This is a genomic window from Pedobacter fastidiosus, from assembly GCF_014306625.1.
GTDB classification, from domain to species: Bacteria; Bacteroidota; Bacteroidia; order Sphingobacteriales; family Sphingobacteriaceae; genus Pedobacter; species Pedobacter fastidiosus.
The window spans coordinates 47,763-62,315 of record NZ_JACRYL010000011.1 but is presented as its reverse complement, the minus strand read 5'-3'; the positions used below and the strand labels follow the sequence as shown (position 1 = coordinate 62,315).

General features: G+C 37.0%; 12 protein-coding genes. 5 read left to right on the top strand and 7 right to left on the bottom strand.

The features are described 5' to 3' along the window. Window positions 1-185 precede the first annotated feature (185 nt). From H7U22_RS13405 to H7U22_RS13395, 3 genes are all read right to left on the bottom strand, one after another. Complete coding sequence (locus H7U22_RS13405) at window positions 186-2,378, bottom strand: catalase (RefSeq protein ID WP_187071863.1); 2,193 nt, start codon at window positions 2,376-2,378, stop codon at window positions 186-188. Between the two features lie 11 nt (window positions 2,379-2,389). Beyond that, complete coding sequence (locus H7U22_RS13400) at window positions 2,390-2,944, bottom strand: YciE/YciF ferroxidase family protein (protein WP_187071862.1); 555 nt, start codon at window positions 2,942-2,944, stop codon at window positions 2,390-2,392. Window positions 2,945-3,287: 343 nt separating this feature from the next. Continuing rightward, a complete protein-coding gene (locus tag H7U22_RS13395; RefSeq protein WP_187071861.1) occupies window positions 3,288-4,124 on the bottom strand; it encodes a transporter in 837 nt (278 codons plus the stop codon). A gap of 355 nt (window positions 4,125-4,479) precedes the next feature. On the opposite strand from H7U22_RS13395, the gene lat reads away from it, so the two are divergent. Both lat and H7U22_RS13385 read left to right on the top strand, forming a co-directional pair. Continuing rightward, the gene (gene lat, locus H7U22_RS13390) at window positions 4,480-5,811 is read left to right on the top strand and encodes an L-lysine 6-transaminase (protein ID WP_187071860.1); all 1,332 of its coding nucleotides are present in this window, start codon (window positions 4,480-4,482) and stop codon (window positions 5,809-5,811) included. 2 nt (window positions 5,812-5,813) lie between these two features. Further along, the gene (locus H7U22_RS13385) at window positions 5,814-6,215 is read left to right on the top strand and encodes a hypothetical protein (protein ID WP_187071859.1); all 402 of its coding nucleotides are present in this window, start codon (window positions 5,814-5,816) and stop codon (window positions 6,213-6,215) included. A 622-nt stretch (window positions 6,216-6,837) separates the two neighbouring features. Here the strand turns inward: H7U22_RS13385 and H7U22_RS13380 are convergent. The 4 genes from H7U22_RS13380 to H7U22_RS13365 all read right to left on the bottom strand — a co-directional run bounded on the left by H7U22_RS13380 (window position 6,838) and on the right by H7U22_RS13365 (window position 10,215). Further along, window positions 6,838-8,199: an acyl-CoA dehydrogenase family protein gene (locus H7U22_RS13380; RefSeq protein WP_187071858.1), complete on the bottom strand. Its 1,362-nt coding sequence runs from the start codon at window positions 8,197-8,199 to the stop codon at window positions 6,838-6,840. Between the two features lie 159 nt (window positions 8,200-8,358). After that, the gene (gene bshB1 / locus H7U22_RS13375) at window positions 8,359-9,075 is read right to left on the bottom strand and encodes a bacillithiol biosynthesis deacetylase BshB1 (RefSeq protein ID WP_187071857.1); all 717 of its coding nucleotides are present in this window, start codon (window positions 9,073-9,075) and stop codon (window positions 8,359-8,361) included. Window positions 9,076-9,082: 7 nt separating this feature from the next. Continuing rightward, window positions 9,083-9,592, bottom strand: coding sequence for a glutathione peroxidase (locus H7U22_RS13370; protein ID WP_187071856.1), 510 nt, complete (start codon window positions 9,590-9,592; stop codon window positions 9,083-9,085). A gap of 8 nt (window positions 9,593-9,600) precedes the next feature. Beyond that, window positions 9,601-10,215: a DUF4294 domain-containing protein gene (locus H7U22_RS13365; RefSeq protein ID WP_187071855.1), complete on the bottom strand. Its 615-nt coding sequence runs from the start codon at window positions 10,213-10,215 to the stop codon at window positions 9,601-9,603. 110 nt (window positions 10,216-10,325) lie between these two features. Between H7U22_RS13365 and H7U22_RS13360 the strand changes: the two genes are divergently transcribed. The 3 genes from H7U22_RS13360 (at window position 10,326) to H7U22_RS13350 (ending at window position 14,528) form a co-directional block, all read left to right on the top strand. Next, window positions 10,326-12,533 carry a RelA/SpoT family protein gene (locus tag H7U22_RS13360; RefSeq protein WP_187071854.1) on the top strand — a complete coding sequence of 736 codons (2,208 nt, stop codon included), beginning with the start codon at window positions 10,326-10,328 and terminating at the stop codon, window positions 12,531-12,533. 177 nt (window positions 12,534-12,710) lie between these two features. Beyond that, window positions 12,711-13,208: a Fur family transcriptional regulator gene (locus H7U22_RS13355; protein WP_187071853.1), complete on the top strand. Its 498-nt coding sequence runs from the start codon at window positions 12,711-12,713 to the stop codon at window positions 13,206-13,208. A 39-nt stretch (window positions 13,209-13,247) separates the two neighbouring features. Beyond that, on the top strand, window positions 13,248-14,528 hold the full coding sequence (locus tag H7U22_RS13350) for an adenylosuccinate synthase (RefSeq protein WP_187071852.1): 1,281 nt from the start codon (window positions 13,248-13,250) through the stop codon (window positions 14,526-14,528). The last annotated feature ends 25 nt before the right edge of the window (window positions 14,529-14,553 follow it).

Sequence of the window (14,553 nt, the reverse complement as noted above, 5' to 3'; positions counted from 1 at the left end):
AAAAGCCCAAGTGGCAAGGAAATTAAGTTAAGCTTTTTTAATCATAAATATGAACAGATAAAAACTGATTTTAATCCTTATGTCCATATTGTTCATTTATGGTTAAATATTTAGCACAATAAAGGCTCAACTTAATTGCATTATCCAAAAGGACCTTCACCTCAAAATTTCAAATTATAAATAAATTATGCAGGAATCTTTCTGGGATTTTCACGTTCCCAGAAACGGTGCATTCCAATCATTTTAATAAAAGTTTCAGTGAGTTGTTTTAAATCGGAGGAGATTAAAACACCTTCACGCAAAACCGTTTCCAAAGAATATTCTGCTGGAAGTTTCTTGAAGAAATAGGTAGATTCCAACACCTGAAGTGCAGATTCATCCGCAGCAATAGCTTTACAATGCTTAAATGCCTCATTAAGAAAATGTATCGCATCTGCCTCTGCTTCTAGTGTTGCTACGGCATTTCCTCCTCCTGGAACATATACAGCATCATATAGTACTGATGCAGCTGTTAAAAAGCTTTCGTCAGCCATAATTTGTTTGTTGCCTTTGGAAATTATCATCCCTAGCTTTGGTGCTATGATGTGCACCACCGCACCTTCCGCAATCAACATATCTTTTACCGAACTTAATGATTTTTCATCCACCCCATCCGCAGCAAGAATGGCTATCTTTCTTGTCTGAATGGTATCTTTTATGGTTCCAGCCATACTAAGCGCTTCCGATTTTTCCAAACTACCTTTTGGGTTTAATGATGCATATTCACTTCTATCTGCATCTGCAGGAATGCTGTTATTCAAATCCTCCAAGGCAATATTTGGTATATGCAGCCCAAGCGCATAGGCAACCTCTGTAGCTAGTCCCTTATCAATTTGCGAGAGCAAAGCAAGCATCCTTTCACGGATTTCAATAGCCTTAACCTTGCCAAGCTCGAAACTTAGAGCATCGGTAATGTGATTTTTTTCGGGATCGCTTTGCGAATTGAAGAAGAGACGTGCCTGCGAAAAATGGTCGAAAAAACTCCGACTTCTTGCCCTAATCTTTTTAGCATCTATCCGCTCATTATAGCTAACAAAGCCACCCTCATCTGCCTTGGCCTGTTTAGGATCATTTGCTGCGATAGCATTCGGACCATAACTGGTTTTACCCCGATTTATCGTTTGGCGCATATAACCATCTCGTTGGTTATTATGCACCGGAACAACAGGCCGATTAATTGGAATTTCGTGAAAATTAGGCCCACCGAGACGAATAAGTTGCGTATCGGTATAAGAAAACAATCTACCCTGTAAAAGCGGGTCGTTGGTAAAATCAATTCCCGGAACCACATGCCCAACATGAAAGGCCACCTGTTCTGTTTCAGAGAAAAAATTCTCTGGATTTCTATTCAGAGTCATTTTTCCAATTCGCTGTACGGGCACTAACTCTTCAGGAATCAATTTGGTAGGATCCAACAGATCAAATTCAAATTTAAATTCATCCTCTTCAGGCACAATTTGTACGCCGAGTTCCCATTCCGGAAAAGCCCCTGCCTCGATTGCATCCCAAAGATCCCTTCTATGAAAATCGGGATCCTTACCAGAAATGTTCTGCGCTTCATCCCAAGCTACCGAATGGACTCCAAGAAGCGGTTTCCAGTGAAATTTTACAAAGCTGGCAACACCCTTATTGTTTACAAAACGAAAGGTATGAACGCCAAATCCTTCCATCATTCGATAACTTCTCGGCAATGCACGGTCGCTCATAGCCCACATCACCATGTGCGAAGACTCAGGCATTTGAGATATAAAATCCCAAAAAGTATCATGCGCAGATGCAGCTTGAGGCATTTCGTTATCTGGCTCTGGTTTTACCGCGTGTATTAGATCCGGAAATTTAACTGCATCTTGGATAAAGAAGACTGGCATATTATTTCCTACAAGATCAAAATTGCCTTCTTGAGTATAAAATTTTACAGCAAAACCACGCACATCTCTAGCGAGATCGCTTGAGCCACGTGAGCCAGCAACCGTAGAAAAACGAACAAATACTGGGGTTTCTGCTCCAGGATCACATAAAAAAGCTGCACGTGTAAGTTCAGACATGTCTTCATAAACCTTAAATGTACCATGCGCAGCGGAACCCCTTGCATGCACCACGCGTTCGGGAATCCGTTCATGATCGAAGTGTGTAATTTTCTCCCTAAGGATAAAATCTTCAAGAAGTGTTGCGCCACGATCTCCAGCCTTCAGCGAATTCTGGTCGTCGTTAATCCTAACCCCGTGATCTGTTGTCATAAATTGATTGGCAGAATCTGTAGTGATGGATTCCAGTTTTTTTGTTTTATCATTTTCCTGCTGAGCGGGAGAATTTTTTTTATCTGATGTTTTCTTAGCCATTTTTTTTAGATTTAAGCCTCTTCAGCTGCTTTATAGTTGATCTCGTTTTCTGCAATGTCAGTCAGCTTACGATCTGCGAGTTTCTCTTCTGCCAAGGTTTGTTCCAAAATGTCGGCAATCTCTGTAAGCCCCAAGGTGGTTGCCAATTGATACAATCCGCCATAACTTGCAATTTCATAATGTTCCACTTTTTGTGAGGCCAGTATAATTCCAACATCCCGAGTGGCTGTACCTGGCTCTGTCTCCTCCACAATTCCCTCTGCTTCTTTGGTTAACCCATCCATTGCATCGCATTTTTTCGCTATTGGCTTTACACCAAGATGCTCAAAAACCTGCTCCAATCTTGTTACATGGGTTTTGGTTTCATCTAAATGCGATTCAATTGCATTTTTTAATTCAGGAGCCGTTGCCGCCGATATCATTTTTGGAAGTGCTTTTACCAAGTGGTTCTCCGCCCAGTATAAATCAGCAATTGAGTCTTTAAAAAGTTCATTCAGAGCAGGCGCATCCTGCGGGGTAGTTTTCGTGGCGAATTTCGGATCGCTTCCGGTCTGCTTTGTTTTCATTATGGATGATGTTTGTTCTTAGTCTAATTAGAACCCTAGAAAAAGCATTTAAGTTTTAGCTAATTTTAGCTGATGCAAAAAACTCAGCTTACTTTTTTGCAAGTAACCCTCACTTAAAATTTTTATGTATTTTCTGAAAGAAGTAGGAAATAATAAGCCGTAAGATCTAGGCGCAGATTGGGTTAAACAAGGCTCAAAGAAATATTCCTATGCAGTGTCAAATGGGAAAATTGAAAAAAGGGAATCTTGCTTTATCACTATGGCATGTTGAGCAAGTTTAAAAGAAACGTTTGAGCCTATTTAGAACTAGATTTTGAGGCAAATTAAGCTAATTAACACCTACTTAAAGCCTAAATGAAAGTCCTAGAAAGTAACTTTTCATGGCATCCTGTTTAATTCCATAGTTTAATCCACCATCCAGTTTTACATCTTTTGCAAGCTCGATCTGGATCGCTGCATTGAGAAAATTATTCCAGTGGTGTTGTTTGAGATCATAAGTAAAATAAGTTTCCGCAATTCCATCAACATGGTTTATAAGGCTGTGCCCGATGGTTAATGATTGCAACAATTGAGTATGCAATCCACTTCCCTCACTATCCTGCAAGCGGTCGGCCTCAACCTGCATCCCCAGCTTCCAATCACTCGGCAGTTTTAGCGACATCGGCACAATAAGCCCGCCTTCATAGCGCTCGTCTTTTTCTGTCTCAGCGGTTGGAAATTTAACATAGGGCAGAATGGCAATCGCAAAGCTCCCATGATCATTTCCCATCAAATTCTGTTTAATGCGTAAGGTAAGGTCTCCAAATCCATGAGAGCGTTCTATCGTTCCATCCTCTAAAGACTTTTCTGTTTGATAAGCAAAACTCTGAACCACTAACTGAATAGCAGTAGAATGGGTTATCCCTAATTTTAAATTGGCTTGATTGAATAAATAAGTATTTTTCAAAGTGCTTTCTGTTGTTTCCCGGTCTAGCCTAAAAAGATCACTCTCAAACTGAAAGTGACCAGCGTCAACCGTTATCGGCGACTCGGTAACATTAGGCCTGTCGGTTTCCATTTCCCTTAACGCTTTTTTAGGAACTGGAAGAAATAGATTGTAATAAATATTTTTTTTCTCCTGCGCCATTACAGTCGAGCTTAAGAAAATAGTCGCAAATAATATGAAGTATAAATTTTTCATCTGATTACTGTTTGGGCGTAGAACAAGAAAAATCGAGCAATGTTTTTAAAAACACCTCACTTAACGGTTTTTCTGCCTTCTCAACTGTGCTGAGAGCGAGCTAATCTTACTCAATCTATTGGCAATGAATAAAAAATATGCGAACAAATTATTTTGAACGTTTCGCAAATAAAAAGTGCTGTTAGGAACGTTTCTGAGAAAAAGTTTTCCACATTATTTTAAGCAATTGTTGATTTCTAGACAAAATCATACTTTAAACAGTTTAAACCTATTTTTCTCCAATGAGTACAAAAAGTGCTTAAATTTTGATTTTAGGCACATTTAACTAAATTTGAAAAACATCAAAACCAAATTTATGTACCAATTAACAGTACCAGCAGATCAAGTTAACGAAGCGCTAAGTAAACATATTTTAGCTGATGGTTTCGACCTTACCTATGATATGGAAAAAAGTAACGGGGCATATATTTACGATTCCAAATACAACCGTACCCTACTCGATTTTTTTACCTGTTTTGCTTCAGTTCCTTTAGGTTATAACCACCCTAAAATGATTAACGATGAAGCTTTTAAAAGTAGTCTATTGCAAGCCGCCATTGCCAACCCATCAAACTCTGATGTTTACACGCAACAATATGCTCAGTTTGTAAAAACATTTTCTAAAATCGGTATTCCAGATTATTTGCCTCACGCATTTTTTATTGCTGGCGGTGCTTTAGCTGTAGAAAATGCCATTAAGGTGGCCATGGATTGGAAAGTACAGAAAAACTTCGCCAAAGGATATAAAGAAGAAAAAGGATTTAAGGTATTACATTTTGAGCGTGCCTTTCACGGAAGAACAGGTTATACTTTAAGCTTAACCAATACTTTACCCGATAAAACGAAATGGTTTGCAAAATTCGATTGGCCTAGAGTTAGTATTCCAGAGGTTAAATTTCCATTACAGGGAAGTAATTTAGAACATGCCATTCAAACAGAAGAAATTTCTATAGCTCAGGTAAAACAAGCATTCGCAGAAAACAAAGATGAAATCTGCGCTATAATTATCGAGCCTATTCAATCTGAAGGTGGTGATAATCACCTACGCGAAGAGTTTTTAATTCAATTGAAAACCTTGGCAGATGAAAACGAAGCATTTTTGATTTACGATGAGGTGCAAACGGGCGTTGGTTTAACAGGCAAATTCTGGTGCCACCAGCACTTTAGCGAAAAAGCTCGACCAGATATTGTAGCCTTTGGCAAGAAAATGCAGGTTTGCGGAATTTTAGTTGGCAATAAGGTAAATGAAATAGAAACCAACGTGTTTAAAGTGCCGAGCAGAATAAATTCTACTTGGGGCGGAAACTTAGTAGACATGGTTCGTTCTACACAAATTCTTCAAATTTTGGAAGAAGATAATCTTTGTGAGAATGCGACAAAAGTTGGTGCTTATTTGAAAGATAATCTAGACAAACTTTCACAGAAATATGATAAAATGAGTAATGTGCGTGGAAGAGGTTTATTGTGCTCATTTGATTTCCCAACAAAAGAAATAAGAAATAATTTCATTAATAAAGGAGTAGAAAATAATGTGATGTTTTTAGGCTGTGGCGACAAAACAATCCGCTTCCGCCCTGCCCTATGTATTGAACAAAAGCATATTGACGAGGGCTTGACAGTTATGGAAAAAATATTGCCTTTATTGTAAGCATGAGCAAAAAATCCTTATTCTACATTCTTATAATTGGTATTTTAATCTTAATTTTTTTTATTGTTAGAGATACACTTAACCAACCCGGAATCGATGATATGAAATCGGGTTTTAAAGAAATTGTAAAATATAGAAATGACAATAATACCGGCCCAGTACAAAGAATTTACGTTGTTACGGTAAAAGACAGTATTTGGAGCGAAATGGAAGATTATGGAAATATAATGCCTCATACAAAATATGGAAATACCAAGGTTTACTTCTTCATGGAAAATTCAAATATCCCCAAAACATTGCATCCGGGAGAAGTAAACTTTGATCCTCAATATAATAAATCTTGTATTGCCTTATTCGAGAAAAGTGCAATGAGCCAAGTTGCATTTAATAAGCATCCGTTTTAAAAAAATATTTTTATTTGCTTATAGTTCATAGTCATTTCCAATAAGTATAAATCTTGATGCATCAGCCCAGCAATCGTATTAAGATCCCCAACTAAATTGGGGATGACGACCGTTTATGTTTAGTTTTTTCAATAAATGCCATAAACGTCTTCACTCATTTAAACCGTCATTCTCACGCAGACGGGAATCTTATTACATAATCTCAGCCTAATTTCTTATTGACTGACTGATTTTAATACTTGGAAATGAGTGGTTCGGTACTTTTGGCCATTTCAGTCCCGCTTTTCCTCCTGCCAATTGAAGAAATTGGCATCCGTTCCAATCGGGTTTATAAACAAAGTTTACTGCCTTTTTGAAGGGTTTTGTGCTATTTATTAGAACAATCTATGTTAATAAACCAGACAGAAGCGATTGCCCCAATTCTTCATTGGGCTAAAGCGAATGGCGGGACTTTAGCACCCATGAAATACTGACTTTCATTTTCAAAAAATTTCATCAATACAAAAGTTTTCACAACTTTGTTAGACTTTTAGAGAAAAAGTATTCAAAGCTGATTGAAGTTAAGGAAGATGAAAAAGTTTTCACTATACTTTTTTTTCGTTAAACTTAACAACTTGGCATGCTAAACAAATGCTGAAAATCCAGTTATTGCTCTTCCAACAATCAAAGTATTAATTTCTTTGGTACCCTCATAAGAATAAATTGCTTCAGCATCGGCCACAAATCTTGCAACGTTATATTCGAGCAAAATTCCGTTTCCACCCATAACCTCACGGGCTTTACTCACAACATCGCGGGTACGTAAAGAGCAAAAAACCTTAGCTAAAGAAGCATGCTCATCTTTTAACAATCCTTGGTCTTGCAATTGAGACAATCGAAAACACAACGTTTGCATCGCCGTTAAATTAGATAACATCTCAACCAAATGATTCTGAATCAACTGAAATGAAGCAATTGGTTTTCCGAACTGTTTTCGAGTTCTGGTGTATTCCAATGCATTTTCATATGCACCTCTTGCGCAACCCACAGCCTGCCAAGCCACACCTGCTCTTGTCATCTGTAAAACTTTGGCTGTATCTTTAAATGAATTAGCGTTTTGTAAACGGTCTGTTTCATCAACTTCACAATTGGTTAAGGTTATAATTCCGTTCTGCACAATCCTAAGGGCCATTTTATCTTGCATCTTTTCGACTGCAAAACCTGGATTATCCTTTTTAACAATGAAACCTTTTACTTCTCCACTATCCTCATCTCTTGCCCAAATTATTAATATATCGGCAAAAGTTGCATTACCAATCCACTTTTTCTGTCCATTTAAAACCCATTTATCGTCTATTCTTTTACAGGTGGTTGTTAAACCTCCGGCAGCGGCCGATCCAACTTCAGGCTCAGTTAAACCGAAAGCGCCAATAATTTCAAACTGTTGCATTAAGGGAAGCCATTGTTGTTTCTGCTCTTCTGATCCACAAAGGTAGATTGAACCCATTGCTAAGCCACTCTGAACGCCGAAAAATGTTGAGATAGAAGTATCAATCCTCGCCATTTCCATAGCTAAAATACCTTCCATTAAATTAGATTTTCCCGGGCAACCATAACCTTGGTAAGTTAATCCGCAGATATTTAACTCCGCTAGTTTCGGAATTATTTCAAAAGGAAATTCGGCTTTGTTCCAGTAGTGATTTACAATTGGCTTTACTTCCTTCTCTAAAAAAGCTCGTACTTTAAGTTGTAACGCTCTATCTTCATCTTTAAGTGCTTCATCTCCCAGATGATAAAAATCGCCTTCTATCGGCGGTAATTCTCTTTTTTTACCAGAACCACCCATCATTTTCATCATGCCCTGAATTTGCTTATCATCCAGGTTTGAAATGGTTTCGACCATTTTTGGGAGATCAACTTTCTTGGATAAAGCTTCTAACTTGTCGAAATCTACGTGTTTAAAAAGATTGTAAGCATTTTTGAGTGAAGAAAATATATTCGCCATTATTATTCGTTTTTAGAGTAACAAATAACTAATGGTTTTGTTGGAGGCGAGTTTTTAAGCACCTAAGAAAACTTAGATCTGAGATCAAGCAATATCTAAAAGGGCAAATAAAACTAAGATCTTATTAGGTGTCTGAGGTGGTAGATTTTATAAAAAAACCTATTTCAAATCGAACAAATTATCTACACCCAACAATTTTCTTGAAGTAAAACCTTCACCGAAAGTTGCGCCAATATTTTTACCAAACTCTCTCGATCTTGCAATAAAACTTTCAAAAAATTCGGGAGAAGAAATATATGTATTTAATCCCTCAACTCCTGGTGTAAAAAACTGTGTTTTAAAAGCTTGAACAGATTTAATTTTAGCATCCATATGATCCGTAATATCTACTATGATATCTGGTTTGATGTATCTATCCTGAATATACTGCAACAATAATCTCGGTCTATGGGCTTCCTGTTTTACTCCATCTAATTCGGTTTCAATTTTTGGTAAGCCCGATAAGAACACAGAATCATAAACTAAATCTCCGGCTCTACCATGATCTGGGTGACGATCCTCTAAAGCATTACTCAAAATAATTTCTGGTTGGTATTTTCTTATCATCTTAATAACCTCTAAACGATGAGGTTCATCATTTTGAAAGAAACCATCTCTAAATCTTAGGTTTTCACGAGCATGTAAACCTAAAATCTTTGCAGAATCCGCAGCTTCTTCATCCCGGGTTTCGGCTGTACCACGAGTACCAAGTTCGCCTCTGGTTAAATCTACTATTCCTACTTTTTTACCGAGAGCAATGTGTTTTAAAATAGTTCCCGAACAGCAAAGTTCAGCATCATCAGGATGTACGGCAATTACTAAAATATCTAATTTCATTATTTTACTACGAGTTTTGATCCAACAAACGTTGAACTTTCTTTTTAACTTTTGAGCTTAACGGCTTTGTAAAAGGGAAGAAAAAATCTACAAGCTCACCATTTTTATTGATGAGATATTTGTGAAAATTCCATCTCGGTTTCGAGCTTAATTTTCCATTTTGTTTTTTATTACTCAAAAATTGATATAAAGGATGTACTTGATTTCCACGAACCATAATCTTATCAAATACTGGAAATTTAACGCCGTGATTTATCTCACAAAATGCACTAATATCACTTCCATTAAGTGGTTCCTGCTTTCCAAAATCATTGGTCGGGAAGCCTAATATTTCAAAATCAGGATTATTTATTTCGTCTTTAAGTTGCTGAAGTTCCTTAAGTTGAGGGGTGAAACCACACTCTGAAGCAGTATTTACAATTAAAACAACTTTGTTTCTGTAAGCAGATAACGGCTGTTCATCGCCATTAATTCTCTTTACTTTGAATGGGTAAATATTCGGAACGCTTTCCTGCATTTTTTGGATTATTGATAATATCCAGAGGTACGAATAATGGATTCTATGTCTCTGTCTTGATTGGGATCGTAAGTACTTTTTAAATTATGCCCAACAACTCGGGCTACAATTTGATAAGAAAACGCGGCAAAACCACCTTTAGTCTGTTTCACAATATCATAAGTAGTTCTTCCAACTTCTCTATCTATAAGTTTGGTTAAAATTTGTCCTTGCGTTATGGTCAACTCCTTAATCTCTCGATTAAACATATCTTTAATTTCATTATCGCAGGCTTTAACCAACTGTTTCTGTTCTTTTTTCTCTGGGGTTCTAGCTAAATCCTGCTCCAATTGCTCATATCTGCGTTTAGCAAACAAAGCGTAAGGCATCACTTTTAAAACATTATAACGCAAACGGTTGTAAGCTGCTTGTTCTGCTGGCGATTTCCAAATTCTAGCAGCCAAAATGGTTACATCATTAAGCTGCATCCAGGGAATCATTACACCGTTATCATTTGTAGAAGCAACTCTAATGGTATCCGCTTTACCCAATTTAGGAAAAACTGGCGCAACAGGGTCTTGTGCTTTTAGCGAAATGCTAAAAATCATTACAATACACAGAAAAAAGAGCCCTTTAAATTTCATAAATTTATACTTTTACAAAGTTAGGTGTTATTTCATATATTAGGTGTTTCACAAAACTAATATAGGTTTTATTCATAAATAAGACGCAATTTTTTACGCAAAAAATACAAATGAAAACAGAGTTAGTGATTGATTTAGAGGCGGAAAAGCAGGAAATTCTAAAAAGATACAGAGCATTATTACGGGCAAGCAAATCTACTTTACAAAAAGGCGATAAAAAAGAAATACGCAAAGCATTCGATATGGCGCTAGAAAGCCACAAAGATATGCGCCGTAAATCTGGCGAACCTTATATTTATCACCCAATTGCTGTAGCGCAAATTGCTGCAGAAGAAATTGGCTTGGGCACAACTTCTATCGTTTGCGCCCTTCTACATGATGTTGTTGAAGATACCGATATTACCCTTGAAGATATTGAACGCGAATTTGGCAAAAAAACGGCCAAAATTATAGATGGTTTAACTAAAATATCTGGTGTTTTTGATACCAATAGCTCCTTACAGGCAGAAAATTTTAGAAAAATGTTGCTTACCCTTGCAGATGATGTTCGGGTAATTCTGATCAAATTGGCCGATCGTTTACACAACATGAGGACCATGGAGTTTATGCCTCGCCATAAGCAACTTAAAATCGCTTCAGAAACCATTTATTTATACGCACCCCTTGCCCATCGTTTGGGTTTATACGCCATAAAATCCGAGCTCGAAGATCTTTCAATGAAATATCTGGAGCCTGATACCTATAAATTTGTTGCCAAAAAATTAAACGAGAAAAAAGCAGAACGTGCCATGTTTATCAAAAAGTTCGTAGAACCTATTGATGAAATTGTGCACGAACAAGGCTTGGTTGCAGATGTTTACGGAAGACCGAAATCGATTCATTCCATCTGGAATAAAATGAAGAAAAAGAACATTCCTTTTGAAGAGGTTTATGATCTTTTTGCCATTAGAATTATTTTGGATAGTCCGCCAGAAAACGAAAAAGCCGATTGTTGGAAAGCTTATTCTATCGTGACCGATTTATATCGTCCAAATCCGGATCGTTTACGGGATTGGGTTTCTTCTCCGAAAGGAAATGGTTACGAAAGTTTGCACACGACGGTAATGGGTCCACGCGGACAATGGGTTGAAGTACAGATTCGTACGCAGAGAATGAACGAAATTGCTGAAAAAGGTTTTGCTGCACATTGGAAATATAAAGAATCTAGTAACGATAACGGTTTGGATCAATGGATTCAGAAAGTTAGAGAAATGTTGAGCAACCCTGAAGCAAATGCGCTCGATTTCTTGGATGATTTCAAAATGAATCTCTTCTCTGATGAGATTTTCATTTTCACACCAAAAGGTTCTTTAATTCAGTTACCATTAGGTGCAACTGCCTTAGATTTTGCTTTTGAAATTCATACTGGCGTTGGTGCAACCTGTATTGGCGCCAAGGTTAATCACAAATTGGTTCCCATTTCGTACAAACTGCAAAATGGCGATCAGGTAGAAATTATCACCTCCAATAAGCAAACACCTAAAGAAGATTGGCTTAATATTGTGGTTACTGCGAAAGCTAAATCCAAAATTAAATCCTCCCTAAAAGAAGAAAAGAGGAAAATTGCCGATAATGGAAAAGAGATTTTAGAGCGGAAGTTAAAATCACTCAAAATCACCTACAACACAGATAATCTTCAAAAAATAAGTTACTTTTTCAAGCTTCCATCTACACAAGAACTTTTTGTAAATGTGGCGTTGGGTAAAATAGAACTTAAGGATATTAAGGAATATTTAAATAGCGAAAAAGAGGTAGAAAGCCGTGGGCCGGAACGTCCAGAAAATCTTTCTGTTGATGGAATTAAAAATAAAATCAAAGGAGGCGAATCGGATATTTTACTGATTGGCGAAGATATGCAACGCATTGATTATACACTTGCTGCGTGTTGTAATCCAATTCCAGGCGATGATGTTTTTGGCTTCATTACGGTAAGTGAAGGCATCAAAATCCACAGAACAAATTGTCCGAATGCCACTCAATTGATGGCCAATTATGGTTATCGCGTAGTTAAAGCAAAATGGAATAAACAGCAAGAACTTACATTCTTGACAGGCTTAAAAATTGTTGGGATTGATGATGTTGGTTTAATTAACAACATTACAAGAGTAATTTCTACTGATTTTAAAGTTAATATGCGTTCAATTACTGTGGATACAAACGATGGGATTTTTGAGGGATCTATTATGATTTTTGTAAACGATACCGAACATTTAGAAAACCTAATTAAGAATTTATTAAAAGTTAGAGGCGTTACTGGTGTAACAAGATTTGATGCTTAGAAGTTGGGAGTTTGGAGTCTGGGGTTCGAAGAGATGATTTTAAGTTTATGTTAGAAACTATTGATCATATAATCTCCTAACTCCCGACCTCAGACTTTCTGACTTTGACAACATTTCAACAATCAAACAATAGAACAATCAAACAATTTACCTACCTTTGAATGGAGTTAGAAAACTATGTCTGAACAAAAAACAAATGAGCTCGTTCGCAAGATTTTTGAGGCTTATTTAGAAAACAAAAATCTACGTAAAACACCAGAGCGTTTCGCCATATTGGAAGAAATATATTCTAGAAACGACCACTTTGATGTTGAAACCCTTTACATTCACATGAAAAACCAAAAGTATCGTGTAAGCCGTGCTACGGTTTATAATACTTTGGAGTTACTCGTATCTTGTGATTTAGTTACCAAACATCAGTTTGGTAAAAACATGGCACAATTCGAAAAATCTTATGGATATCGTCAACACGATCACGTAATATGTATTGAATGCGGTAAAGTTGTAGAGTTTTGTGATCCACGTGTACACCAAATTCAAACTATGGTTGGTGATCTTTTAAAATTTGATATTAAACACCATTCATTAAATATGTATGGTTTCTGCTCCGATTGCAGTGTATCAAGAAAAGTAATTGAAAACGCGGCAGCTGCTGCAAAAATTGAATCAAATTAAATAAATCCAAAATAATAAAACCAGCTTAATTTTTTAATAATGACGCAAGTAGATGTACTTCTCGGCCTGCAATGGGGCGATGAAGGAAAGGGAAAAATCGTTGATGTTCTAAGTCCAAAATATGATCTTATCGCCCGTTTTCAAGGTGGGCCAAATGCCGGACATACATTGGAATTCGATGGTAAAAAATTCGTTTTGAATACCATCCCATCAGGAATCTTTAACGATAAAACCATGAACCTTATCGGTAACGGTGTAGTTATCGATCCGATCATATTAAAAAGAGAACTTGATAATTTAAAAAAAGCTGGTCATGATCCAGTTGCTGAAGGCAAATTAGTTATCGCTCGTAAAGCCCATTTAATTTTACCAACCCACCAATTATTGGACGCGGCTAACGAAGCTAGAATGGGTAAAAATAAGATTGGATCTACTTTAAAAGGTATTGGTCCAACTTATATGGATAAAACTGGTCGTAACGGTTTACGCGTTGGCGACACCACCCTGCCAGACTTTAAAGAGCGTTACACCAAATTGGTAGAAAAGCATATAGAAATACTTTCTCACTATGAAGGTTTTGAATATGAATTAGCAGAGAAAGAGGCTTCGTTTTTTGAAGCAATCGAATTCTTAAAAAGCATTCCTCACGTAGATAGCGAACATTTCGTAAATGGCTATTTGAAAGAAGGAAAAGCTGTTTTAGCAGAAGGTGCTCAAGGTACTTTATTAGATGTTGATTTTGGGTCTTATCCTTTTGTAACTTCAAGTAATACCACAACTGCTGGTGCTTGTACAGGTTTGGGTATTGCACCTAATAAAGTTGGTGCTGTTTATGGTATTTTCAAAGCCTATTGTACGCGTGTTGGTGGCGGACCATTCCCGACGGAATTAGATAATGAAGTTGGAGAAAACTTACGTACACTAGGGCATGAATTTGGTGCAACTACGGGTCGTGCTCGTCGTTGTGGTTGGATAGATTTACCTGCGCTAAAATATGCGATCATGTTAAATGGTGTTACCGATTTAATTATGATGAAGGCTGATGTTTTAGATACTTTCGATACAATTTATGCTTGTACGCATTATGAATATGATGGAGAAACAATAGATTATATGCCTTACGACATCATTTCGATTGAACCAAAACCAGTATTAAAAGCAATTGACGGCTGGGCTACGGATGTTACTAAAATTACATCGGTTGATGAAATTCCTGCAAAACTTACTGCTTATATCGAATATTTAGAGAAAGAGTTGCAAGTTCCAATCAAATTCCTTTCAGTAGGACCAGATAGAGCACAAACTTTAGAATTACGTTAACCTAAACTCATCATCTCAAGCATTG

Excerpts from the sequence above, each read along its gene's own strand:
- bshB1 (WP_187071857.1), bottom strand. The coding sequence starts at position 9,075 with ATGAAATTAGATATTTTAGTAATTGCCGTACATCCTGATGATGCTGAA.
- lat (WP_187071860.1), top strand. The coding sequence starts at position 4,480 with ATGTACCAATTAACAGTACCAGCAGATCAAGTTAACGAAGCGCTAAGT.
- H7U22_RS13350 (WP_187071852.1), top strand. The coding sequence starts at position 13,248 with ATGACGCAAGTAGATGTACTTCTCGGCCTGCAATGGGGCGATGAAGGA.
- H7U22_RS13370 (WP_187071856.1), bottom strand. The coding sequence starts at position 9,592 with ATGCAGGAAAGCGTTCCGAATATTTACCCATTCAAAGTAAAGAGAATT.
- H7U22_RS13405 (WP_187071863.1), bottom strand. The coding sequence starts at position 2,378 with ATGGCTAAGAAAACATCAGATAAAAAAAATTCTCCCGCTCAGCAGGAA.
- H7U22_RS13355 (WP_187071853.1), top strand. The coding sequence starts at position 12,711 with ATGTCTGAACAAAAAACAAATGAGCTCGTTCGCAAGATTTTTGAGGCT.
- H7U22_RS13400 (WP_187071862.1), bottom strand. The coding sequence starts at position 2,944 with ATGAAAACAAAGCAGACCGGAAGCGATCCGAAATTCGCCACGAAAACT.
- H7U22_RS13360 (WP_187071854.1), top strand. The coding sequence starts at position 10,326 with ATGAAAACAGAGTTAGTGATTGATTTAGAGGCGGAAAAGCAGGAAATT.
- H7U22_RS13385 (WP_187071859.1), top strand. The coding sequence starts at position 5,814 with ATGAGCAAAAAATCCTTATTCTACATTCTTATAATTGGTATTTTAATC.
- H7U22_RS13380 (WP_187071858.1), bottom strand. The coding sequence starts at position 8,199 with ATGGCGAATATATTTTCTTCACTCAAAAATGCTTACAATCTTTTTAAA.
- H7U22_RS13365 (WP_187071855.1), bottom strand. The coding sequence starts at position 10,215 with ATGAAATTTAAAGGGCTCTTTTTTCTGTGTATTGTAATGATTTTTAGC.
- H7U22_RS13395 (WP_187071861.1), bottom strand. The coding sequence starts at position 4,124 with ATGAAAAATTTATACTTCATATTATTTGCGACTATTTTCTTAAGCTCG.